A 24,066-nucleotide genomic window follows, 5' to 3' on the forward strand; every position below is an offset into this window, starting at 1 on the left:
TATATTTAGAGCACATATTTCAATTTCACCTAATTTAATTACACTTTGAACATAAAAACTAAATTTTAATTCCAAAGTTTCCAGTTTATAATTTTGTACTGACTAATCAATTAAAAGTTTCATTCTAAGCCCATATTACCACCCATCAAATTCAGAATTTTATTTTGTTTTTGACGATTTTTTAAAATCTACACATTTTATTTAAACACTTACAAATTCGTAAAAAATAAAGCCTTTTGATTAGCAAAATCTCCCAAAAAAGTAATGGTATTCAAAGTTTTTACATGGATACCTATCAAATTATTTGAATTCTCTATTTTTCATTATTCTAGAATAATTCAAATTCACGGTATTAAAATCCAATATTTAAACCAAGGGCATAATTGATTTTGCGCTTAGATCTATAGAACACTTCTAAAAGCCCTTTTTATTCAGAAAACTTTTAAGTAAGCCATCTAAAACCATATCTTACTAATAACAGGTTTTCATTAATATAGCCATCCGCCGTCGCGGATGGCTATAAATAAATCTCCTATTTTTTTAAATCACTCAATCAATATCCCACCATAGTTTTGAATTCAGCGCATCGCCATTGGTTAACCTACTTACAGCTTGCCCTCTGTTATCCCCATTTAAGGTTCGCTCAAAATCTGGATATTGTAACCTAAAAGGCAAATCAGTCAGTCCTTCCACCAATGATGTGAATGTATAATCAAACTTAGCACCAGGCTCAGGTATCACACTGAATTCAGTACCTGGCATGATCAGGGTCTTGGGATAACCCGTACGCCTATATTCTTGCCAAGCAGTATGGGCATCCATATATAGGGCAATGTACTTTTGAGTCAATACCGTCTCTTCGCTAGCGGGAGGCAATGCAGCAATATAAGCCGCCACTGCATCCGGTTCCACTCCCCATTTTTGCATGGAGGCCCTAACACCATTTTCATAATGGGTCTGATCCCAACCATTTAACTCGCTGAGAATAAAAGAAACCTCGGCAAACTCCATCAGAGATTGTGTAAAATCAGGTGTATTGATGATCTTATCCCCTGGAAAACTCTCCCAAACAAAAAGCTGAGACTGAGTAGAACTCTCATTGACCGGCATCCCCACATAAACACCATCCCTGTTTACACCAGCATACTGCTCAATCCTTGGATCACGTATTCCAAGAAATGGATTAGACGTAATATCATTAAGATCATGATCAAACAAATTATTACCCAGCAGCAACTGACAGAAGGGATGGGAAACTGCAAAGTCGGTTCGATTACTCACATTGAAAGCCCGATAAAAGGGCCCTGCATTTACATCTGCCGCCTCATAAATGAAACTAGCATTATCTTCCACAGAGGCAAACACCCCTCTGGAAATCGCATCTGCAATATGTGTATTTGCCAAAGTTGGATTTATTCCTCTTATTTTCAAGGCGACCCTTAACCTAAGAGAATTGGCAAATTTCTTCCATTTGGCCATGTCCCCTCCATATATAACATCTGCAGACACACCATCATCATTGACATCAATCATCGCTTCTGCCTCATCCAGCTCATTCAATATATCAGCATAGATCTTATCCTGAGTCGCATAAACCGGCGCTAAAATCTCCGCTTCCACATCTGCCATTTGCAATGCCTGAAAATCAGGATCATCAGATCCGAATGAATAATATGGAATATCTCCCCAAGTATCTGCCATCACATTAAAGGTCCAAGACATTAAAATCCTGGCCACCGCTATTTGATTGGCATTAGAACCATACTGGCTATTTTCCACCCGAGTTTCCTCATCAGTATTGAGTTGAATCACTTTTCTGAGATCCTCTAAGTTGGCATAGAAATCTTCCCATGTCTCTCTTTGGGACTCCCTGTACACATACCTGTCTTCATCTGCATAGGCAGTCTGTGTCCAGAACTGCACCGTCACCAAAGTAAACCTACCTTGAAACCATTCATCATAAAAATCATCCATCATCTTTTTGGTCGCATCGTTTAGCAAACCTGATGCTGGTGGATCTGTCACCTCATTGGGATTATTTTCATAATCCAAGCTACATGCAACGACCAAGGTCGTTATACCTAATATATATATTATTGATTTTAAGCTTTTCATAATACTTTAAGTGTTTATAGTCCGATATCCAACTTAAATCCATATGTCCTTGAGGTAGGCATAAAGGCCCCCTCAATACCTTGAATATTTCCAGAACCATTGACGGCGATTTCAGGATCTAATCCTTTATAATCCAAACCAAAGGTCCAGAGATTCCTTCCATATGCCGAAAGTCTTAATGACCTGACCAAAGGCACAGAACTCATATCGAAATTATACCCCAAGGCCAATTCCCTGACTTTGATATAATCAGCATCAAACACGCTTTGTGCACTTGGCATTCCAAAGCCATGATAATGTCTTGCCGCCCAAGCCTGTCCCTCTACATAGGTTTCATTGGGAGCCGTATTTGACACAGTATAAGTACCATCCTCATTAAATTCAACATCACCGGTCACACCGTCTAACTTAATACCACCTCCTTCAGCAACTGGGGAACGAATTTCATTGCCTTGGTCATTTACACCTGCAGTAGGCTCCCATACGCCTGAATAATGCCCCCACATATGGGAAACAGAATAGAATTTACCGCCCCGTTGAATATCAAGCAGCACACTTAAATCAAAACCACCATAAGTAAAATAATTTCGGATCCCCATATTATAGTCAGGCATAACAGACCCAAGTGGTACCAAATTGGGGGTCCTAGCCCAATAACCATTGTCTTGAACTACTCTATTACCATCATCATCATACAAGAAATCATAGCCCCAAAGCTGCCCATATCTTTCTCCAACAGAAGCCCTCAAGGTCACCCCACTAAAAGGTGCCACACCTATATCCATGGCCTCAATCCCCTCAATAATACTCTTCACTTCATTATCTACCTTGGTATAGTTCACCGTAATATCCCAGCTAAAATCGCTGGTCCGAACCGGCGTACCGCGCAGCATCACCTCTATACCTTTATTGACAATCTCACCGGCATTGATAAACTTCGCCTTATACCCTGTCGATCTGGAAACTTCCAATGGAATGATTTGATCAGTAGTGACATTTTTGAAATAAGTCACATCAAAACCAAGCCTGTCATTCAGAACACTGGCTTCCAAGCCTATTTCCCATGTATCTGTATTTTCTGGCTTCAAATTGCTGTTCAAAAATTCTTCGGGTGTAAAAACCCTGGGCAAACTTTGGAAAGTACCATCCTCATTAAACTGGTAGGTATTGATCACCCTGTAAGGGTCAGTATCTTTGGATACCCTGGCAGCCCCTAAACGCAACTTACCATAACTCAACCATGACAGGTTCAATCTCTCAGAAAACAAAAAACTCACTGAACCTGAAGGATAGAAATAAGAATTATTGCCCTCTGGAAGGGTGGTAGACCAGTCATTTCTTGCCGTCAAATCCAAATACAACATATCCATAAAGCCCAAACTGGCTGTAGCAAAAATACTGTTAATCCCTTTCCTGGTTGTTTGATCATTTACCAAAACTGCCCCAGCAGAATTCAACAAATTATAGACTTTGGCCACTACAAGTCCACCTGATGTCTCACCTCTATTTAGATGGAGCCTTTGTCTCATTTGATTCCCCCCAATCAAGGCGTTGATATGAAATTTCTCATTGATCCTCTTATCATAACCTAATGTCAGCTCATAATTATATTCATAATTGTTCCTTACCGCTTCGTAATAATAAGGCTGCGCTTGGGAGCCTACAGCGACTCTTTCCCTGTTATAAAACGAATACAAATCACCACTCACACGTCCACTTAAATTCAAGCCTTCCATTATCTCATAGGTCAAGCCTAAATTACCATAGAACCTATCTCTTTCATCATCTGAAAAGTTTTCATAGGCGGCCCAGTAATGGTTATCTGAGTAATGAGGGGTAGGATCATCCCACGCATTTCTATTCCAAGAGCGCTGTGTCCCATCATTATTGAGGTATTTTTTTGAGCGCCCAAAATCAATCTGCCTTTGTGTCCACTGAAAAAGTGTCTGCCCCAGCGTATTTCCATATGGCTGATCTGAAGCGGGATACCCCAATAGCGGCCTTCCCTTGGTGCTGGTCCTCACAAAATTCAAAGTGGAATTGGCACTCAGTTTATCCAATATTTTGGTCTTGCCACTCAGGGAAAAATTATTCTTGAGCATATTTGAACCAGGCAAAGTACCCGTGGTTTTGGTATTTGAATAACCAAAGCGGACGGCTGAATTGCTATTGGAACTGGAGACTGCCACAGAATTCACATAGGACACACCAGTCTCAAAAAAGTCACGGACATCATTTTCAGGACTCACCCAAGGCCGTGGATTTAGATAATCCTCAGGATAATCTTCACTGAATGCATCCCAATGCAAAACAGACACATCCGGATTATACCTTGGGCCCCAGCTTTCATCAATCCCATACTGAACTATCTTATAATCCGTACCGTTAATATTGGCTACTTCAAAACCATCAACACCACCATCCTCATCACTTATGACGGCTCCACCACCATATTTCGTTTGAAGATCTGGCATTAAATAAACACTCTCAAAGTTTACTGATGAACTTACATCCACGCTAAAGGCCTCTTTACCGGGCACACCTCTTTTGGTGGTGATCACCAAAACACCATTTGCTGCACGGGAGCCATAAAGTGCTGCTGCAGTCCCCTTAAGAACTGAAATACTTTCGATATCGTTGGGATTAAGGTCATTCAACATATTACCATAATCATACCCTCCGCTACCTTCCTGCATATTCTCATCATTGAAGTTAGAGTTATTGACAGGCAAACCGTCAATCACAATCAATGGCTGGTTTTCGCCAAAAAATGAACTGGCACCACGAATGGTAATCCGCTTCGATCCTCCCATATTGGTCGAAGAGTTTAACTGAACACCAGAAACACGACCTGAAAGAGAACTCAACACATCTGTCTGCTGAGACTTATTAAGCTCTTCTGAATCCACCTGCTGAACTGAATAACCTAAGGATGCCTTCTCCCTCGTAATACCCATTGCAGTAACGACAACTTCGGACAATTCCCTTGCATCGGATTCCATCACTACATCAATAACAGTCTGGTCACCTATAACAATTTCTTGTGAAGTCATACCTATAAATGAGAAGATCAGTACTTCTCCTCCTGATGGTATCTCCAAAGAATACATACCATCCAAATCTGTGATGGCCCCCTTAGAGGTGCCTTTCACCAGAATACTTACGCCGGGAATCGGCTCTCCACTTTCAGCTGAAGTAACCGTTCCTTTTACTGAACCAGATTGTGCAAAAACAAATTGCACAACCAATCCCAGCAAGAGGGCTAATAGTACACTTTTTTTCATATGCGGTTGTTTATTTTGGTTTAATATTTTAGGAAGAAAAGCAAGCTTCACCCTAAATTACTCAGCAAGCATAACATAACTCACTGTATATCATCAATTTAAAAAATTAAAACCATTATAAAAAGACTTTTGACCTATTCAAACATTATATATAACTTTAATTATAACAACTACTGACACAAGCCAAACAAAACAATCAATCGTATCAATACATTTATAAAAATTTTATTTTACAAACACCCATCATTCATGATCAGAAAAAATAAATTCAAAAAACAGGTAATCAATTACTTAAACACAATTCATTTTTTAAGTAAATCAACTCACAAAAATCATAAATCAAAATTTTATTACAAACACCATAAACTTACATTCGAATTTTCACATTATATAGTTATAACTATTCAAATATTTTATCAAACTTTATTTATTATATACTAAAATTTATCCATTAAAGATCTCGTAGGTATAATTCTCTGTTTTTCACACCCTTAACCACTATAAAATCCGACTTATATACAGCAAATACTAAAAATAAAGGGGAAGTGAAAATTAATTCACTCCCCCCTTATTTTCTTTTAGTGTTCGGGATCAATAACTTAACTTATAAGCAGTCACCTTATTTTTCATAAATGTTGGAACCAACACTATTTGCTCCTTCTCAAGATAACCAATATCTGCAGTATTGGCCCCAGCATCCTTTGTATCTAACAATTTTGTAGCCGACCCGTCTTGGACTATCCATATTTCTCCAATCCATCTGCTGGCAAGAAAATCATTGTCCCCCAAAACAATCAGACCATCACCACCTGTGACTTCGCTATTAAGCACTTCTACAGCACCTCCTTCACTATACTTTTTGAGCCCAGCTCCATCCAAACTGTATAAAATACCATCGTCATCAAGCCGTAAACCATTAACACTCTTTTGCTCTGCTGCATACTCACTGATTTCACCCGCTTCCAAAACATGGATTTTACCTGTCTCCATATCTGAAAAGTAAACCTTCCCTCCATAAACATCGACATCATTCAGAAAACCGGCTCCCTCCACGGCATAGCGATGCGCTATTTCTGCCTTTTCAATATCAATTTCTACCAACTCATCAATATTGGTCACATATAACTTACCCTCAAGGATGCCCATGCCTTTTGGAGCATCTATTCCGGCCACCCATTCCTTCTCTTCAATCTCCCCATTCTTATTGATAATGGAGATAAAGCCAACACCATCTTTTTCCCTCGGATCACCTGCAATATTGGACACATAAATGATTCCTGTATCCTCATCGACCAAAACCGATTCGCATGTAGTAAGTTCTTCGGGAGTCTCCCATAAAAGCGTCAGGCTAGGCTCTACCTTCTCCTCCTCAACTTCCACCAGGGTTTCTTCCTCAGCCACTTTTTTACTTTCTCCTCCACAGTTCCAAAACAGAACTGGAGATAGCATCATCATAATCAGAAAATTGTTCGTTTTTTTCATGGTCACATTGAACTTTATTGGTTATAACATTAAAAATACTAAAATAAACTTAGTGAAAATAATCACCTACTAACATGCTTATTGCATAAAATACTTTATCATGGAACAAATTAACACCTCTAACAACTTAGAAAAACCTTCCTCCCACACTTTCTCCTCAGAATTTTAAGCAATCCATGAAAATCACTTGCTATATCCGAAATGACTTAGCATATTTAATCTTAGTATTGGCCGTGCGGCATTTAACATTTTATACCTACCCAAAATCCCTGTAATTTTAACTTCAAAACACTGTTACAGCCACGTCCCAAGGAACATAAATTAACCTAAAGCAATAATTCCCCACCAATTGACACCATCCTTTTAATAAATTTAAACTTCCATATATGAAAAACTATCTTACCATTAGCGCATTTTTGCTTGGTCTTTCGGTTTCTTCCTGCAACTCAAACCAGGAAAAAATTGATTATACCACGGTTTCGGATGAGGAAAGGCTCGAATATGCCAAGACCATTGCCCATGAAACCATCATGGTGGATGGCCATGTGGATTTACCCTACAGAATGAAAGTAGGTGGCTTTACCCTACAACGAGAAATCCTCGATGTTTCCACTAGAACAGATGGGGGCAATTTCGATTTCCCCAGGGCAAAGCAAGGAGGCTTAGATGCCCCTTTTATGTCCATTTATTTACCTTCTAGGTACCAGCAAACTGGAGGGGCAAAAATTCTGGCGGACTCACTTATTTTAATGACCAAAAGATTGGCCGAGACTTGGCCGGAAAAATTTGCCATGGCCTATAGTCCTGATGATATTGAAAACAATTTCAAAGCAGGAAAAGTCTCTTTGCCCATGGGAATGGAAAATGGGGCAGGAATAGAAAACAACCTTTCCAATGTCGCCTATTTTCATGAAAAAGGCATCAGGTATATTACGCTTACCCATGGCAAGGACAATCTCATTGGCGATTCCTCCTACGACACTACCAGAACCCATGGCGGACTTTCTGAATTTGGTAAACAGGTGGTCAAGGAAATGAATAAGGTAGGCATCATGGTGGACATTTCCCATGTTTCGGATGATACCTTTTATGATGTAATGGAGCTGACCAATGTCCCCGTCATCGCATCACACAGCTCCTCCAGAAAATTCACACCTGGATTTGAAAGAAACATGAATGACGATATGGTCAAAGCACTAGGAAAAAACAATGGTGTCATCATGATCAATTTCGGCGGCAGCTTCATCGATGGTGATTATAACGAAAGAACGGCCTCTGTCAGAGAACATATTGTCAACTGGCTGGCACAAAATGAACTGAGCAGAAGCGATTCTACAGCCCAAGTATATATCAAAAAGTACCTTGCAGAGCATAATGTATTTCCCGATGTAAGCTTGGTGGCAGACCATATTGATCATATTGTAAGTTTAATCGGCATAGAACACGTAGGTTTTGGCTCTGACTTTGATGGCGTGGGAGACTCTCTGCCCAATGGGCTAAAAGACGTTTCTATGTACCCCAACCTCATTGCGGAACTGCTAAAAAGAGGATATAGCAGAGAAGACATCGAAAAAATCTGCTACAAGAATGTCTTTAGGGTATGGAAAGCCGTGGAAGAAGCCGCTAGCTAAACTAGCTAAATTCCCCAATGCGGTACCTGCTAAGGTTAGCATTGGGGAATTTTCCATTTATTTCAATCACTTTTCCAACAAGTACCATCCATTGGGATCCACTTCAATTGGTGTATCGCTTTTCAATCTTACAGGACTTTTTGAAAGCACCACCTTTTCCACCCCTTCAGAAGTTTTTATTTCAATGGGGAGTGCAAAATCAATATTGGACAAAGACACATCATACCTGTTCTTTCCCTTTTGATTGATCTTTACCTCGGGGTACTCGGTACTATACAGGTATATATCAAAGAAACCGCGTAAATCTTTCCCGGAATAATTGGCTACAAAATCAATAAAATCACTGGTGCTCACCTGATTTTCATAGGTAAACTCTTCCCTTTCGATAAAGCCTTTGATCAATGGAAAAAACAACTCATCACCCAATACAAACCTCAAACTGTGGAGAATAAAAGCGCCTTTAGTGTAAATATCCCCTTGATAAGCCTCATCAGAATTGATATTTTTACCCAATACAAGCGGCTGCTCATTTTTGATACCACTTGCCAAAAGCCTGGCCCTTTCTTGGTAAGCCACTTGCCCCTCCTGTGCTAGATAATAAAGTAAATCCCCATAGGAACAAAAACCTTCGTGAATCCAAAAATCCCCCCAGTCTCTCACCGACATTTTATTGCCCCACCATTCATGCCCTAACTCATGATGAAGCAAGGGATCAAAATCATTTCCTCCTACAGTCACAAAATTAAATTCATTACCATAGGCATTGATGGTTTGGTGCTCCATACCCAGATATGGAGTCTCAACAACTGCTATCTTATCATCTGCAAAAGGATATTCCCCGAAATATTTCTCTTGGGTCTGGACACTTCTTTCCAAAACCCCCATCAACTTATCCGCCATATTTCTATGCTCCTCCAGTAAATACACCTTCATCGGAATACTTCTACCATAAAGCGAGGTATATTCCTTTGCATTTTCCACAAACCTTCCCATGGTAAAATTGATCCCGTAATTATGGATGGGATAAGCCGATGCCCAGTGAAAATAATTATACCCTAGACTAGTTTCTTGATTTAACAAAATGCCATTGGAAGCCACAAAATAAGGAAAAGGGACTTTAAAATATAGGTCAACACCTTGACTGGCCTTGCTAGAAGGATGATCCAGACAGGGCATGAAAACCTTTGCCCCTTCATTTTGACAAGATAGCCCTACCCAGCTGTTTCCACTGCCATCATTACTCCAAGTAAAGCCTCCTGACCATGGTGGGTTTTCAGCAACCGGGGGCCTACCCCTATAAAAAACTTTCACCTTATTGCTGGGTGCCTTCAGAAAGACATCAAGCAGATCATTTTGGTGACTAAAATCAAGCTCCTGCCCTATAGTTTCCACCTTGAGCACCTCAAAATTATCCACTAGGTCCAAGCGCAAAGTATCTAAATCCTCATCTGCATCAAATAACATCTCCATGCTCGCATTGATCCCTTCGATCCTAGGCAATATTTCAATTTCCAGAGAATAATGCTGTACCCTAAACTTACGCTGCAAAGGATCCATTTCTCCTCCCCATGACCATCCTCCTTCTGCTTGCGCATAAAGAGCATTGTAAGAAATCATTAGCAGGTAAAATATCATCAAAAACTGTCTCATCAGTGATTCTTTAATGTTTCTATCCCAAAAACCTTGACCTATTGTCCTTATGCAAATTTAGCATTAAGCCATTCAAAAATAAGCAGCCTAAGATATTTTGCTACACAAATAACATAAGCTTAAACACCATCATAGAGCGGCTAACATTCCGAATTGAAAAGCTTGCAAAACTATTCAGTACTGGGTTACAAAACCCTGTTTAGTCCATTATTATCACCTTATTATTTTTTTTTAGCACTATTATAGGTAATTTATTGTCACTGATATGGTTTAAAAGATTAATTACCGGTCAACAGGCCCCTCACTTGTTTCTGTATTAAATTTCTAAACCACGTAAAATGAATGTAAAAACTTTTATTCCTTGGAAGCGCCTGATTCAGCAATGTGCCTTATTTTTTGTATTCATCTGTACCTCCACCTTGGGTAGTACATTATACAAATCCGACAGCATTAAAGAAAATAAAAGTATTCAATTAGTTTTTCAAAAAGACTATGGAACCAGTAAAACAAGCCTTGAAAGGGGCAATTGGGCAGCTAAAGAAATAAACAGGGACACCTCTTGGCTAAAAATCGGCGGAGCACTCAGGCTAAACGCCATTTACAGTTTTTATGAGGGACAGACCTTTCCTCTCGGAACAGCTTCCAGAAACGAGTGGACATGGGATACATGGAGGATCAATGTAGATTCTTATGCTGATGGATTGCAATTTTCTTTTGAATATCGCTTTTATCCCACCTTCAACACCCACTTTATCAAATATGGCTGGATAGGCTACCGCTTCAATCCCGAATGGAATTTACAAATGGGAATTTCACAGGTTCCATTTGGATTGCTGACCTACGCCTCGCACAGCTGGTGGTTTCAAGCCCCATATTATTTGGGACTGGAAGATGACCACCAAATGGGCTTTAACCTTAGTTATACACCTGACAAATGGACATTTAATTTTGCCTATTTCCCCTTATCCGAACCCAGAGGCACCAATGACCCTGATTTTGGCGCATATTCCAGTGCTAGGTATTCATACGATGTGGTTCCCATTCCGGGAGAAAGTAATATTGAGAGAAACCAACTTAATCTAAGAGCTACTTATCAGCTAGGAAACACTCAGCTAGGCACATCCACCCAGTGGATGGAAATTTATAATCAAAGTACTGCCAACAAAGGGAATCAAATTGCAGGAGCTATCCATGCTGAGTGGCAGCAAAACCGTTGGAATTTAAAAACGGAGATCATATACTATAAATACAACAAAGTTAAAAATGATGATGGCACCTTACTATCAAGTCTCCAAATGGGTGCCTATGGATTTGGCACTTATGATGTGGCCTCAGAAGCTTCTTTATACCTTATAGGCTTGGCCTATGATATCCCGACTAATTGGGGCCCTATCTCCAATATCCAAATTTATAATGACTATACATATATACACAAACCTGGAAAAATAAATTTAGGCAATGAACTTTTCCCTTTTAGAAAAACCCAACAAAACGTCTTGGGCGCCTTAATTACCGCAGGGAAAATATATACCTATGTAGACATTGCCTCAGGATATAACCATCCATGGATCAGTGACTCATTTGGCGGCCACGCACTTGGAACCGGAAGAGGAATACAATATGATTTGCCCATTTCTGAAACAAACCCTATCGACCCAAAACCGGGCTGGAACACCCGGCTAAACATCAATTTGGGTTATTATTTCTAAATATATAGCACTATGAATAAAAAATATTTTGACGTCCATGCACCCGTATTTTGGCCCGCCTCCATACTGATCATCATTTTTATCGTGATTACCTTATCAGTGGGAAAACCCATGGAACAGGTATTCAACAACATCCAACATTTCATAACGGATAAAACCGGATGGCTTTTCATAATATCCATCAATGCCTTTATCGTATTTTGCTTTTATTTGGGTTTTAGCAAATATGGCAGCGTAAAACTAGGCGGTAAAAACGCAGAAACAGAATTCTCCACTTCTTCTTGGTTTGCCATGCTTTTCAGCGCGGGCATGGGCATCGGGCTTTTATTTTGGGGAGTAGCCGAACCTGTCTCCCACTATGCCAGCCCTCCCTATGGACAAGGCTACACCATAGAATCTGCGACACGGGCAATGAACCTCACTTTTCTTCACTGGGGCTTTCATGCTTGGGCAATTTATGCCATTGTTGCCCTTTCGCTTGCCTTCTTTACCTATAACAGGAAGTTACCTCTGACGATTAGATCCGTCTTTTACCCCATACTTGGGGAGAGAATTCATAGCTGGATTGGAGATGTTATTGACGTTATGGCTGTTTTGGCCACCTTATTTGGCCTGGCCACTTCCTTGGGACTAGGCGTAAAACAAGTCAATGGCGGGCTTTCATTTTTATTCGACATTCCCAATAGCACCACTACTCAAGTACTGCTCATCGCAGGAATTACCGGAATTGCCACCATCAGTGTATTTTCGGGTATTGACAAGGGCGTAAAACTCCTCAGCGAGTGGAATGTCAGGATTGCAGGGATTTTACTGATTTTCATTTTGATCGTAGGCCCCTCCCTTTTCATTTTCAGATCATTGGTACAAAACCTCGGCAATTATATCAATGAAATCATTACTGTGTCCACCTGGACAGAAGCATACAGGGACAATGGCTGGCAGGGAGACTGGACAATATTCTATTGGGCATGGTGGGTATCTTGGTCTCCTTTCGTCGGCATGTTCATTGCCCGGGTTTCTAGGGGAAGGACCATTCGGGAATTTATCTTTGGTGTTTTATTGGTCCCTGCATTACTCACCTTTCTTTGGCTTACGGCCATGGGTGGAGGTGCCATATTTCTGGATCTTCAAAATGAAGGGCATGAATTAGCCAAAAACATCATTGCCGATGAAGCCACTGCGCTATTCGTCTACCTTAATCAGTTCCCGCTCAAAACAATCGGGTCCATGGTGGGCGTCCTGTTGGTCATCAGCTTTTTTGTCACCTCATCAGATTCCGGATCCTTGGTAATTGACAGTATTACAGCAGGCGGAAAGCTGGATGCCCCCGTAGGCCAAAGGATATTCTGGGCACTTTCAGAAGGTGGAGTGGCTGCGGTATTGCTGGTAGGAGGCGGACTCACCGCTTTACAAACAGCCGCAATAACCACAGGCCTGCCTTTCCTGATAGTTTTACTGATAATGGTCTATAGCCTCCATAAGGGATTACAAAAAGAGTACGCCCGTAACCAGGCTCTCAAAGAAGAACTTAACAAAAAATCCTACGAAAAGAACCTGAACCAGGTCATCCAAAAAACCCTTCAAAAAAGACAAGAAAAATGAAAAACATAAAAAATATAGCTGTTTGCCTGGACCTGACAGAAATGGATGGGGTACTCCTCACTTATCTCAAAAAGCTGCACGACCTGATCCCTTTTCAACACCTCAGTATCCTGCACCTGATGGAATTAGAAGAACTTCCTGATGATATCAGTGCCCTAATCCCCAAACTGGGAAAATCACTAGATCAAATAATAGAAAGTGAATTAATAGAAAGTACCCAAGAACATTTCCACATCGAGAATGGCCCACAGATAAATTGCCATATCCATTCCAATCCAGACGTAGAAGATTTTTCTGATTATATAGACCGCCAAGACTATAGTCTTATTATTTATGGGAAAAAGACAAGCTATATTGGGTCGGGCATTTTAAGTGCTAAACTGGTCAGGCTTTCACACTGTAACACCTTGTTTGTCCCTGAAATCGGCCAGCCAATATTTGAAAATGTCACCATTGCTATTGACTTCAGCACTTACTCGGATAAAATCATTCCTATTGCTAAAAAATTCCAAGAAATCGCCCATAGCAATATTCACCCCGTCAGCATCCTTAAGATTGGCCGCCAATATTTTCCCTATATCAAAAACTACCAACAAATCAGTGCCGATATGGAGGCGGAAGCCCTATCAAAATACAAAAAACTACAAAAAAAGCATGGCTTCAGCACCGCCTTATCCATCATCAAAGACAATGAGCAAAACATAGGCAAACTGATCTATAATTTTGCCGTACAGACTTCCTCTAGCCTTATCATTGTTGGAAATAAAGGAAGAAATGACGAAGGAGACCTCTTAATCGGCAGCGTCACGGAACAATTGATCTCACATGAAAAAAATCTTCCGGTCTTAATTGTAAAAAAATAAAGGGCCGAGGCCCTTTATTTATTCTTGTACATTATAACTATCGATCTGCTCCATCACCCAATCCTTGTATTTCATGCGACGGTACTCCAGCCATTTATCCTTATAGGCTTTGGACTCCTCTATTAAAAAGGTAAATCTCTCCATCGCTTTGCTCTTGGTCAAGGCATCATATAAGTCCTCCTGAAAGGACCTATCTTCCACAAACTGCTCCGTAAACTGGTCCATGATCAGAGACTCCTGGGCAGGCTCCATCTTAATAAATTCGGCATAATTCATCGGATCTGCGTCGATCTCATCAAGTAAATCCTCCTCTTCTTCAGTCAGATCTTCATTAAAATTTTCCTCCTCATCAGGCAGGTGATGGATCAGTTTCTTGTCTTCTTGGTAATAACAAACCTTTCCTTTTAGCAAATATTTTGCAATAGTTTCTATTTCTTTTTCAGATAAGCTGAGCATTGCTTTATTTAAGTGTATAATGCTTGAAAATTAAATAACCCTGCACTAAAATCAAATAATCAGGATATAATATTATAAAAAAATTAATCCGTTTCTACTGCCCTACAAGGACCTAATAAAAAGTAAAGCCATAATTTCACTACTTGACCATATCCCCAATATTTTTTAGACTATCTTTTCCCTTATTCAACTCAATAAATTTTGTGTCGATCTGTGCCCGCTCTACCTTCTCTATCACTTGGTGAATCATCCCATCCAATTCCTGACAACTATTGGCAATGATCCTTAATGCCTCCTTTTCTTCTAACTCAGAATATCCATTTTCCAAAATAAAATTAGCCACAGCCATAATTCTGGTAAGTGGCTCCCTCACATCATGGGATTGCATCTGGATAATCTCTCTAAAATAGGCTTTCTGAGCATTTATCTTCTTCAAATATTGATAGATAAAAGTAACATCCTGCATGGCTCCACAAAATTTGACAGGACGCCCGTCTGCATCTCGGAGAACATACCCCCTACTTTTTACTCGGGCAAACTCTCCATTTTCCTTAAGAAACCTGTATTCATGTTCCCACGCCGTCCTTTCCAAATCCAATGTGATTTCCTCCAGATTTTTAAAAACCCTTTCACAATCATCCGGATGAATTCTGGACCGTATATAATCCTTACCAACTTCCTGCTTTCCCAGATCTATACCAAACAGGTTTTTAAATCCATCACCAAATAGCAACTTGTCCATTTGCACGTCATACTGCCACATCGCTTCACTAGAAACACTGGAAATTATTTGATAAACCTCATCAAAATCATCCACTTTGGGCTTTTCGGAAATTAAAGCCACATCATCCTCCAAAAACAATAATAGCTGCTCATCTTCGCTCCCCTCAATGCCCAACAACTGCCCTTCTGCCCATATTCGTCCTATTTTTCCCCCCAGCTTTTTTCCCTCAAAGGAAAATTTCCTACAAGTACTTCCAAACAATAGCTGCATACATTTATCCTCAAATCTTCTCTTCTCTTCAAAACATGATACAATATCAATAAGCTGAGGAATGGACTTCCCATTTCCCGTACCAAGAAACAACCTGGCTTTTGAATTCAAGTTCAAAACTCCCCCCCAACTGGATATCAAAAGGACAGGAACCTTAAATTTCTCCAAAAAGACATCTCTATCAGAACTCATTTTCATCTTTATTCTGCTTTTTTCAAACATCGCCCATAGACCTGTAAAGCCTAGTATCGCGAAGGAAAATGCTTTGAGCGAAAAAAAAGAAATCTCAGCAGCCAATGAATCCATAAAAAGGTATAACCACAGAAACAAACCTATTCCCAAATTCAAAATGACCGAAATTTTCCAAAATGAATGGAACCCATCCCCTCTTAAAATACCGGTCAATGAATAAATTAATGCCACCGTTATCTGAACATAAAATCCGAAATATATAATATCGAAAACAAAGTGCTCAGGACCTACATTAAAACTTACTGTACTCGGACCTTCTCCCCCCATCAGTAAGGACGCAAGTGTCAAAAAAACCACAAATCCATAATTAAGGGATAAAAGCACAGGACATTTGCTAAGCTGCTCATAAACTCCCAGAATAAAATGTAAAAGCACCGCCCCTAACAAAACTTCAAGGTATTTATTAGCTCCACTCAATTGAGAAAATCCCAAACTTGACCCTAGCATATTCACCTGAACGAGCAGACAAAGGATCGCTAGCCCATAACAAACCTTGTTGGTCTTAATGCTTTCTGACTTAATGATGGCAAAAACCAATAAAAAAGCATTAATCCCAATAAGGAATACACCAAAAAAACCAAATAACCTAGGAAGCTCATGTAGCAACACAAAGGCCAATAAAAAATCCGTCCCCATATTTTATAGAATAAAACATCAATTTTCTAAAAGCATTCCCAACCACTTATCCAACCTGACCAATTGTAAAATTCAACAATTATTCATCAGCTTAACAAAAAACACAATATTATGTCATCTAAAAACCTCTTTTTGTAAAGAAAATACATGACACTAAATCAAAACAATATAACACTGAATTTCATTTACAAATAATGTAATTTCGTACCGTTTTTTTAACCATTTATTTACAAATTTGCACCGTACACTTTTTAATAATTCCAGTTTTCATGGTTTCAAATCCAAAAACTTGGGAAATGGTATAAACGAAAGTCCAACAATAACGCTATTAATCAACTTCAAAAATTACCACACTATAAAAATCATTATGTACATCCTAATACACTCCCCGTTTTGGTCAACGCTATATGCTTAAAATAAAAACGTAAAAGGTCATACCCTCCCCCCAATACATTGAAAATCAAAAAACATAAATACCGAACCCACCTAGTCATCAACTACTTACATTTATAAAACTTATCAAGCGGGAACCGCCATTTTTCTATTTACTTGTACTTTTTTCCTGGCCTTTACCTTGCTTTTCCGTTTCTTCTTTTCCTTTCCCCACCAAATAATAAATCCTGTAACTGGCAAACTAGCCGAAACGATAGATACCAAAAAGGCGATGATCTTGGTCCAAATACCACCAATCAAGCCTAGGTGAAGGTCATAGTTCAGTTTCATCAATTGGTCTCCACCATTAGCTTCAGAAAATTCCGGATCTACTTTAAGCAGATCCAAGCTCCCCTGCTCAAAATGGTAGTTGCGGCTTCTAAAGGTATTGATAAGGCTGGAGTTTACCTGTAAATTCCAAGTACCAGATGCTCCTCTAGGATAGAAAATACTAAAACGACTTTCATCAGGATCAAAACCACTTTCCAGCAAATTATTCATAAGTACATCTTCATCCACTTGGCCTTCTACTGCCACCAAGGTTGTATCTGAATGCATTCGTTCAAACACCTCAGTTTTACCTCCAGAAGCTACCCAGTAGGAACTGCTCCTAAACCATTTCATGCCATAAACCATACCGGTAAGGGCCAATACCAAGGCGATCAGCAGGGAATAAAAGCCAACTACATTGTGCAAGTCATAGTTGAACCTTTTGGGGCTTGCCGGCCATTTTATCTTAAAACTGGCATTTTTGGTTGCTTTGGTCCATTTTTTTGGCCACCAAAGAACCAAACCAGTGACCAAGGTAATGACAAAGATCAGTGTGCTATATGCAACTACTGGTTTTCCTATTGGTCTGGGTAACCACAACTGGTAATGCCCCATCAACATGAACCTGAAAAAATCATCATTTAACTTTCTATTATGCAATACCTCACCCGTGTAAGGATTGATCAGAGCTTGCTGATAGTTTGACCTGTCCTCATAGTAAGGGACCATTGCACTTCTACCCTCTCCCCGGTACATAACCCCATAAACTGAAGGCCAACCATATTTTTCTTTTACCCTTACTGCAAGTTCGGAAGGAGGCAAGAGTTTTTGGCCTTCTATTTTAGAGACCTTCTCATGCTCGGCTTCAAATATCAGCCGAATTTCTTCCTCGAAGGTCAATAATGCAGCAGTCAAGCTGACGATAACCACTACGATTCCTGACACTAAACCTAACCAAAGATGTAGCCACGCAGATATTCGATAAAAAAATGAGCGGTTTTTCTTTGTGCTTTTATTGGAATTCATTGGTTTCATGACTTTTGGATAAACAGGTGATGATCAAAAAAAGCCACCGGCAATGAGCTGTTCCTTTGCCGACGGCTATATAAATGTCAATTATTCAGCTACATTCAATTTGCTGATAGCAGTAATGGTACCGCCTTCTACTTTAAGCCCCTGAGTGGCCACGGCTGTTTCTGCATCTACTTCATACACCCAGCTGCCTTCTTCTGTGGTATACCCAATATAAGCTGTATTGCCATCCATCAAGGAGTAATTGTTAGTGGTTACCCTTAGCACCTTTTCTACTGCTGGTGTTCCGCTCACCCACTTGAAGGATTTTTCATGGACATTTACTATACCAAGTCTTGCTCCTGTAGTATAAGCACCTTTTTCATTGTGCATATGGACTACAAATTTACCATCACCCAGATACGTTTTATCGGTAACATGGTAACCGTCTGCCACGGCTTCGATATTGAAATAGTAACTTTCGTCAAATTCAGTTTCACCGGCCTTGATTCTCAGGAAGGCAGAAGGAAGTGTAGAACTCCCTTCTCCGTTGGTCGTCGCCACACCAGAAGAGAAAGCATACACATCCCCATTTTCTACAACAGTCAGTCCTTCGGTGAAATACCTGCCGATATAACTTGTCCTATTGTCTTTGATCACTTTTTCCAGCTCCATACTTGGGTAGTCATAGACAGCTATCCAGGCACTGTCCGGGTAATTGGTACCAAAGGTATCGTCACAGCAGCCCTTAATACTCATATACGGGGCAAACACCTTGTCTCCCACTTGAGTCAGCCAAGTAAAGTGTGCCCTTTCTCCATTATTAGCCACATCAACGATATTGGTCAGACCATCATCCGTAATCTGAAGCAGTTCTGTATCCATCTGGTACCAAGTAGCATCTTCAGCACCAGAGCGAGGAATTTTCATCATTAGGAGATCATCGTCGACCTCTGCAAAAGCCTGAACAGTTTCGGACTGGAAATTGGACTGCTTTGTTAATTTCCCCTGATTGTTCAGCTCATAGGTGGTCACGGCTCCTGGATTCCCCTGCCCATATAATAGGCTAAAGAACTTATCATTGATAGTGATATAATAACGATAGGTTCCGTCCTGCTCAATACCATTTGCAACTGTGCTAATGGTACCTGAAGTAAGCGATGTTGTAGTCAGGAGGTAATCAGCCACCCCATCCGAAGCAGTAGGAGTTGAAGCAATAACAAAACTTTCTGAAACATTTCCTGCAGGGCCATCTACCACCTCATCGTCAGTACAGCCTAGCAAAGAAAATGAAGCCAGCGCACCTGCTACTAGCCAATTGTTTAATTGATTTCTCATGATTTTTGGTAATTAATAAATAAAATATCTGATTTTTCCACTGAAATTTCGCCCAGGCTTTTGCAAGCTGAAATTATCGTATAATTGACTATCCAATAGATTTCTACACTCAGCAGTAAACTGGAAGCGATTGTTTTTTCCAAAAGTATAGGTGGCATTCAGGTCATGGCTGACCTGCTTGGGCACATCAAGCTTGTCACTGCCCAAGCTTGGCCAATACAAGTAGAAGCCATGAACATAGAGCAAATTATAGCCAATCACGATGTGGTTGTCTTTGGACAGGACATCCTTGATGGTATAAGAAGCATTGGCATTACCAAAGAGATAGGGCATATTGGGAATTCGATCCCTGTACACTACACTTTCCACTGTTTGCCCCTCATCAAACCGCGTATTGTTTCTTAGGTTTTGATAGGTAAGATTGGCTCCCACAGTGAAGTTGCTGCTATGGAAATACCTCATGTCTACTTCAAAACCTGCATTGGTAACATTAAAGAGGTTATCCATCACCTGCATGGATTGATTGGTATTCAATCGCGCCCGGATAAAATCCTTAGCATCTCTGAAGAGCAGATTTGCATCCACCTCCAAACGCTGTTCAGGTGTCCATACTTTATTATAGAATACACCCAAATTATAGTTATAGCTACTTTCCGGTCTTAGGCTTATATTTCCCTCAAGGTTAACCATATCACCAAAGAGTTCTTGGGGATCAGGAAGGCGGTAAGTCTTCTCTGCAGATGCTTTTAATTGGACATTCGGGTTAATGAAATAGGTGGCTGCCAGCCCATATCCTGCATAATTAAAATTCTCCCGGGTATTGGTATAGGCGACATCCCCGTAATTCCCTGTAGGATTATAAGCCTTGGCAAAATAATTCGATTGATGATATTGTTTCCCAAAGACCGAGATACTCATATCGGTATTAGGCTGATAACGATAGCCCAGTCCCAAAACATTTTTGACCGTTTCCCGTGGTTGTTGATACCTGTCTTGATCGGGAAACAGAGGATCGCTTCCCTGTCTATTAAAAGTATTCAAGGTATTGCTAAGCGAAAGGCTATGTACCTCATTAATAATATAATCCGCTGCAAATGACCCTACGGCATTATTATTTTTGTACTTGTACATGCTATAACTTCTTTCTCCACCTGGAGTATCGTATTCCCTATATTGCTGAAACCAATTATACCTTCTGTGTACCGTATCAATATTCTGTTCAGTTCCAAGATTATAGTTGGCATTAAAGGTCACATTAAGGCCTTTGGTAAAGAGGTTCTCCTTCCGGTACTTGAGAGTAGGCATAATGATATCCCCTTTCCGGTGCCAATCTCCAAAAACGCTTACCAGTCTGGCCCCGGTCTGAATTTCTTTGTACATTTTGCCCAAGGTAATGCCAAACAATAAGCGATCGGCATAGGGCTTATTTTGCACACCAATCTGGGTGATCAGTGTTTCATTGTGGTATTGGTCGTTAAAACGCCTTACGGTTTGCTGAGGATAATATTGTCCTGTATTAATGTCGGCCACATCCACCTTAACCTTGTAGTCATTGTCCGAGAAATTTTGGAAAGCGTTCATTTCAAGTGTAAACCCTGAAGGAGCTACATACGCCGCATTTACCGCCGTCCGGTGCGTATTAAACGAGCCATAAGAGTAAGAAGCATCCAGAAAGCTTTTGCCGGATTTCCGGGTGATAATATTAATGGCACCGCCAAGGGCATCCGCCCCAAGACTGACAGGAACCACTCCTTTATATACTTCAATTCTTTCCGCCAAGTTGATAGGAATATTGTTCAGCTGGAAGGATGAACCGAAATTTTCCATAGGTATCCCATCGATAAAGATTTTGACCTGTCTACCTGTAAAGCCATTAAGCGAAAGGTTCATATTCGAACCTACTCCACCAGATTCCCTCACCCTGATACCGGATACCCGATCAAGCGCATGTCCCAAATCAAGGTTCGTATTATAGAGTTTCTTAGCATCGATCACGTCCACATTGAAGGCCTTTTCTTCGATTTCCTGTATGATCGATTTTCCGGTTACAGTGAATTCTGCCAAATCCTGTTGTGATTCCCTAAGAACAATCCTCAATTGAGGATTGGAATCACCTACCCTAACGGTTTCTTCATGGGGTTCAAACCCTAAAAAACTAAAAGTGAAGGTATAGGTATAATTGGTTTGACCAGAAATAACAAATTCACCAGCGGCATTGGTCACCGTCCCCTTGGAGATAGTGCTTTCCTTGATCAACACACCTGGCAGTGGATGGCCGGAAGAGTCAATTACTATCCCTGTGATTGTCGCTGTTCCTTGCGAAAAGGCAATACTATAGAATATAGCAAATAGCCATCCCGTCAACAATATTTTCTTATATTGCATAGCTTTTTAATTGGAGAATTAAGAAGTAGTTTATCTAGAAAGTCATGTAGTGGCAGCTACATGGCTTTCCTTTATTTATTTTATTTAGATTAATTTTAAATTGAAACAAAGGTATCAAAAACGATTTTCTTGATGCAAGAAATTTTAAATTATTTTAATAGTTAATACCTATTGTTATTCACAATTCATATATTTTCCCCTATTTACATTGATCATGAGGAAAAATTGGGGATCAACCATCTTCAATACCGTCCTTTAGGCAGTTCGACAGTACATATTTAACCCTACAGATGAAGGCAGGTAAAACCTTACAAACTCAAGCCTAAAACCAAATATCAGTGGCCATCACCTTATTATCAATGGTCAACAATAATTGTCCACCGACGAACATACAATAACCCAGATGTTTTAGTTTTTTTTCGATTAGGCTAGCATTGAACGATTATAATTTAGATTTGAAATCTTTAAAAGCAGCATTTTAATATTTTCTCCGGAAATTTTGTCGATTCTCGGACCAAGCCGAAAAGCTGGAGAAAAACAGTCTATTTTAACTTTGATATGCGCTATTTATTAACCACTGATAGATAAGGATGAACACGGAGATGCTTATTTATAATACATCTGTGTTCATCCTTTTACGCAATTGATTGTCTAGGCTGGTTGATTACTTAAACTACACTTGATCTGACAAGGGTAGACAAAATTTAAGTTTCAAATTATCCACCCCAGAAATATTGCCTGATTCCTAACTTTTAGAACTGATCCCAATTCTCTATTTAGGCCAACTATTAAAAAAATCCTAAAACAAAAAAAGGATACCAATTGGCATCCTTCGTAGTAGCGGGAACTGGACTCGAACCAGTGACCTTCGGGTTATGAGCCCGACGAGCTACCAACTGCTCCATCCCGCGATATATCTTAAATATTTTATATCTTTTTCAGATTTTAAAGGTGAAGCAAGCATTTCTGACTCCCTGTTTCCTTTATTGTGATACAAAGGTAAGTAGATATTATGAAAAATCAAGTACCTTTGTAAAAAATTATTCATATGACCGAAAAAACACACAAAGCTGGTTTCGTAAATATCATTGGAAAACCCAATGTAGGTAAATCTACATTAATGAATATCCTTGTGGGTGAGCGGCTTTCTATTATTTCTTCCAAAGCACAGACCACCAGACACCGTATACTGGGATTAATGAATGACGAAAACTACCAGATTGTTTTTTCGGACACTCCAGGTATGCTGAAGCCAAAATACGAATTGCACAAAAGCATGATGAGCTTTGTCAACCTCTCTCTGGAGGATGCCGATGTGATCGTTTTTGTAACGGACCTGTATGAAACTGAAGAGGAAATCCAGGAAGTAATTGAAAAAATCAATGTTTCAGGAGTTCCTGTATTATTGGTCATCAACAAAATAGACCTTTCCAAAGAGAACAAACTGGAAGAAGTCACCGAATATTGGACCGCAAGGATCAAAGCAGATACAGTTATACCTATTTCAGCTACCGAAAATTTTAATATTGAAAGAGTTCTTCAGGAAATCCTTGATCGACTGCCCATCCACCCTCCTTATTATGACAAGGGGGAACTAACGGATAAACCAGAACGTTTTTTTGCCTCTGAAATCATCAGGGAAAAAATATTTACCAATTACAAAAAGGAGATTCCTTACAGCTCCGAAGTAGTCATTGACGAATTCAAAGAGGATGACAAAATCATCAAAATAAGGGCGCTGATCTTCGTAGAAAGATCCAGCCAAAAAGGTATCATCATTGGCGAAAAAGGCAAAGCACTCAAAAGAGTGGGCACGCTCGCCCGAGAGGCCCTGGAAGAGTTTTTTGGCAAAAAAGTATTCCTTGAAACTCATGTGAAGGTAGAGGATGACTGGAGAAAAAATAAAAATAAATTAAGAAAATTTGGTTACGACCAATAATATAAAGGAAATAGAAA

Annotated in this window: 14 protein-coding genes and 1 tRNA gene; 5 read left to right on the plus strand and 10 right to left on the minus strand. The window is 39.9% G+C overall.

Going from position 1 to position 24,066, the window contains the following annotated elements; translation table 11 throughout:
• Positions 1 to 549: 549 nt before the first annotated feature.
• The 3 genes from KZP23_RS04155 to KZP23_RS04165 all read right to left on the minus strand — a co-directional run bounded on the left by KZP23_RS04155 (position 550) and on the right by KZP23_RS04165 (position 6,881).
• Positions 550 to 2,115 (minus strand): SusD/RagB family nutrient-binding outer membrane lipoprotein, encoded by a 1,566-nt coding sequence (locus KZP23_RS04155; protein WP_226334869.1) that lies wholly within the window; start codon positions 2,113 to 2,115, stop codon positions 550 to 552.
• Between the two features lie 14 nt (positions 2,116 to 2,129).
• Complete coding sequence (locus KZP23_RS04160; protein ID WP_226334870.1) at positions 2,130 to 5,399, minus strand: SusC/RagA family TonB-linked outer membrane protein; 3,270 nt, start codon at positions 5,397 to 5,399, stop codon at positions 2,130 to 2,132.
• A gap of 591 nt (positions 5,400 to 5,990) precedes the next feature.
• On the minus strand, positions 5,991 to 6,881 hold the full coding sequence (locus KZP23_RS04165) for an SMP-30/gluconolactonase/LRE family protein (RefSeq protein WP_226334871.1): 891 nt from the start codon (positions 6,879 to 6,881) through the stop codon (positions 5,991 to 5,993).
• A gap of 386 nt (positions 6,882 to 7,267) precedes the next feature.
• On the opposite strand from KZP23_RS04165, the gene KZP23_RS04170 reads away from it, so the two are divergent.
• Positions 7,268 to 8,512 carry a dipeptidase gene (locus tag KZP23_RS04170; RefSeq protein WP_226334872.1) on the plus strand — a complete coding sequence of 415 codons (1,245 nt, stop codon included), beginning with the start codon at positions 7,268 to 7,270 and terminating at the stop codon, positions 8,510 to 8,512.
• Between the two features lie 66 nt (positions 8,513 to 8,578).
• On the opposite strand, the gene KZP23_RS04175 is transcribed toward KZP23_RS04170, so the two are convergent.
• A complete protein-coding gene (locus KZP23_RS04175) occupies positions 8,579 to 10,162 on the minus strand; it encodes a M1 family metallopeptidase (protein WP_226334873.1) in 1,584 nt (527 codons plus the stop codon).
• A 338-nt stretch (positions 10,163 to 10,500) separates the two neighbouring features.
• On the opposite strand from KZP23_RS04175, the gene KZP23_RS04180 reads away from it, so the two are divergent.
• Genes KZP23_RS04180 through KZP23_RS04190 form a run of 3 tightly spaced genes read left to right on the plus strand, consistent with a single transcriptional unit; the run spans position 10,501 to position 14,336 of the window.
• Positions 10,501 to 11,871: a porin gene (locus KZP23_RS04180; protein ID WP_226334874.1), complete on the plus strand. Its 1,371-nt coding sequence runs from the start codon at positions 10,501 to 10,503 to the stop codon at positions 11,869 to 11,871.
• A 12-nt stretch (positions 11,872 to 11,883) separates the two neighbouring features.
• Complete coding sequence (locus tag KZP23_RS04185) at positions 11,884 to 13,473, plus strand: BCCT family transporter (RefSeq protein WP_226334875.1); 1,590 nt, start codon at positions 11,884 to 11,886, stop codon at positions 13,471 to 13,473.
• Positions 13,470 to 14,336 (plus strand): universal stress protein, encoded by an 867-nt coding sequence (locus tag KZP23_RS04190; protein ID WP_226334876.1) that lies wholly within the window; start codon positions 13,470 to 13,472, stop codon positions 14,334 to 14,336. Before KZP23_RS04185 ends, KZP23_RS04190 begins: the two co-directional genes overlap by 4 nt.
• 18 nt (positions 14,337 to 14,354) lie before the next feature.
• Here KZP23_RS04190 and KZP23_RS04195 read toward each other — a convergent pair whose 3' ends face one another.
• The 6 genes from KZP23_RS04195 to KZP23_RS04220 form a co-directional block, all read right to left on the minus strand.
• Positions 14,355 to 14,792 (minus strand): UPF0158 family protein, encoded by a 438-nt coding sequence (locus KZP23_RS04195; RefSeq protein ID WP_226334877.1) that lies wholly within the window; start codon positions 14,790 to 14,792, stop codon positions 14,355 to 14,357.
• 139 nt (positions 14,793 to 14,931) lie between these two features.
• Complete coding sequence (locus tag KZP23_RS04200; protein ID WP_226334878.1) at positions 14,932 to 16,674, minus strand: PAS domain-containing protein; 1,743 nt, start codon at positions 16,672 to 16,674, stop codon at positions 14,932 to 14,934.
• 519 nt (positions 16,675 to 17,193) lie between these two features.
• A complete protein-coding gene (locus tag KZP23_RS04205) occupies positions 17,194 to 18,411 on the minus strand; it encodes a PepSY-associated TM helix domain-containing protein (RefSeq protein ID WP_226334879.1) in 1,218 nt (405 codons plus the stop codon).
• 81 nt (positions 18,412 to 18,492) lie between these two features.
• A complete protein-coding gene (locus tag KZP23_RS04210; protein ID WP_226334880.1) occupies positions 18,493 to 19,725 on the minus strand; it encodes a DUF4374 domain-containing protein in 1,233 nt (410 codons plus the stop codon).
• Between the two features lie 12 nt (positions 19,726 to 19,737).
• Positions 19,738 to 22,110: a TonB-dependent receptor gene (locus tag KZP23_RS04215; RefSeq protein WP_226334881.1), complete on the minus strand. Its 2,373-nt coding sequence runs from the start codon at positions 22,108 to 22,110 to the stop codon at positions 19,738 to 19,740.
• A gap of 838 nt (positions 22,111 to 22,948) precedes the next feature.
• Positions 22,949 to 23,021 (minus strand) — tRNA-Met (locus tag KZP23_RS04220).
• 137 nt (positions 23,022 to 23,158) lie between these two features.
• On the opposite strand from KZP23_RS04220, the gene era reads away from it, so the two are divergent.
• Positions 23,159 to 24,049: a GTPase Era gene (era, locus tag KZP23_RS04225; RefSeq protein ID WP_226334882.1), complete on the plus strand. Its 891-nt coding sequence runs from the start codon at positions 23,159 to 23,161 to the stop codon at positions 24,047 to 24,049.
• Positions 24,050 to 24,066: the final 17 nt, after the last annotated feature.

Origin of the sequence: Echinicola marina (assembly GCF_020463795.1) — a bacterium.
Classification (GTDB): domain Bacteria; phylum Bacteroidota; class Bacteroidia; order Cytophagales; family Cyclobacteriaceae; genus Echinicola; species Echinicola marina.

Coding starts and splice junctions, on each gene's coding strand:
- KZP23_RS04155 (WP_226334869.1), bottom strand. CDS start 2,115: ATGAAAAGCTTAAAATCAATAATATATATATTAGGTATAACGACCTTG.
- KZP23_RS04215 (WP_226334881.1), bottom strand. CDS start 22,110: ATGCAATATAAGAAAATATTGTTGACGGGATGGCTATTTGCTATATTC.
- KZP23_RS04190 (WP_226334876.1), top strand. CDS start 13,470: ATGAAAAACATAAAAAATATAGCTGTTTGCCTGGACCTGACAGAAATG.
- KZP23_RS04200 (WP_226334878.1), bottom strand. CDS start 16,674: ATGGGGACGGATTTTTTATTGGCCTTTGTGTTGCTACATGAGCTTCCT.
- KZP23_RS04210 (WP_226334880.1), bottom strand. CDS start 19,725: ATGAGAAATCAATTAAACAATTGGCTAGTAGCAGGTGCGCTGGCTTCA.
- KZP23_RS04205 (WP_226334879.1), bottom strand. CDS start 18,411: ATGAAACCAATGAATTCCAATAAAAGCACAAAGAAAAACCGCTCATTT.
- KZP23_RS04195 (WP_226334877.1), bottom strand. CDS start 14,792: ATGCTCAGCTTATCTGAAAAAGAAATAGAAACTATTGCAAAATATTTG.
- KZP23_RS04180 (WP_226334874.1), top strand. CDS start 10,501: ATGAATGTAAAAACTTTTATTCCTTGGAAGCGCCTGATTCAGCAATGT.
- era (WP_226334882.1), top strand. CDS start 23,159: ATGACCGAAAAAACACACAAAGCTGGTTTCGTAAATATCATTGGAAAA.
- KZP23_RS04170 (WP_226334872.1), top strand. CDS start 7,268: ATGAAAAACTATCTTACCATTAGCGCATTTTTGCTTGGTCTTTCGGTT.
- KZP23_RS04175 (WP_226334873.1), bottom strand. CDS start 10,162: ATGAGACAGTTTTTGATGATATTTTACCTGCTAATGATTTCTTACAAT.
- KZP23_RS04185 (WP_226334875.1), top strand. CDS start 11,884: ATGAATAAAAAATATTTTGACGTCCATGCACCCGTATTTTGGCCCGCC.
- KZP23_RS04160 (WP_226334870.1), bottom strand. CDS start 5,399: ATGAAAAAAAGTGTACTATTAGCCCTCTTGCTGGGATTGGTTGTGCAA.
- KZP23_RS04165 (WP_226334871.1), bottom strand. CDS start 6,881: ATGAAAAAAACGAACAATTTTCTGATTATGATGATGCTATCTCCAGTT.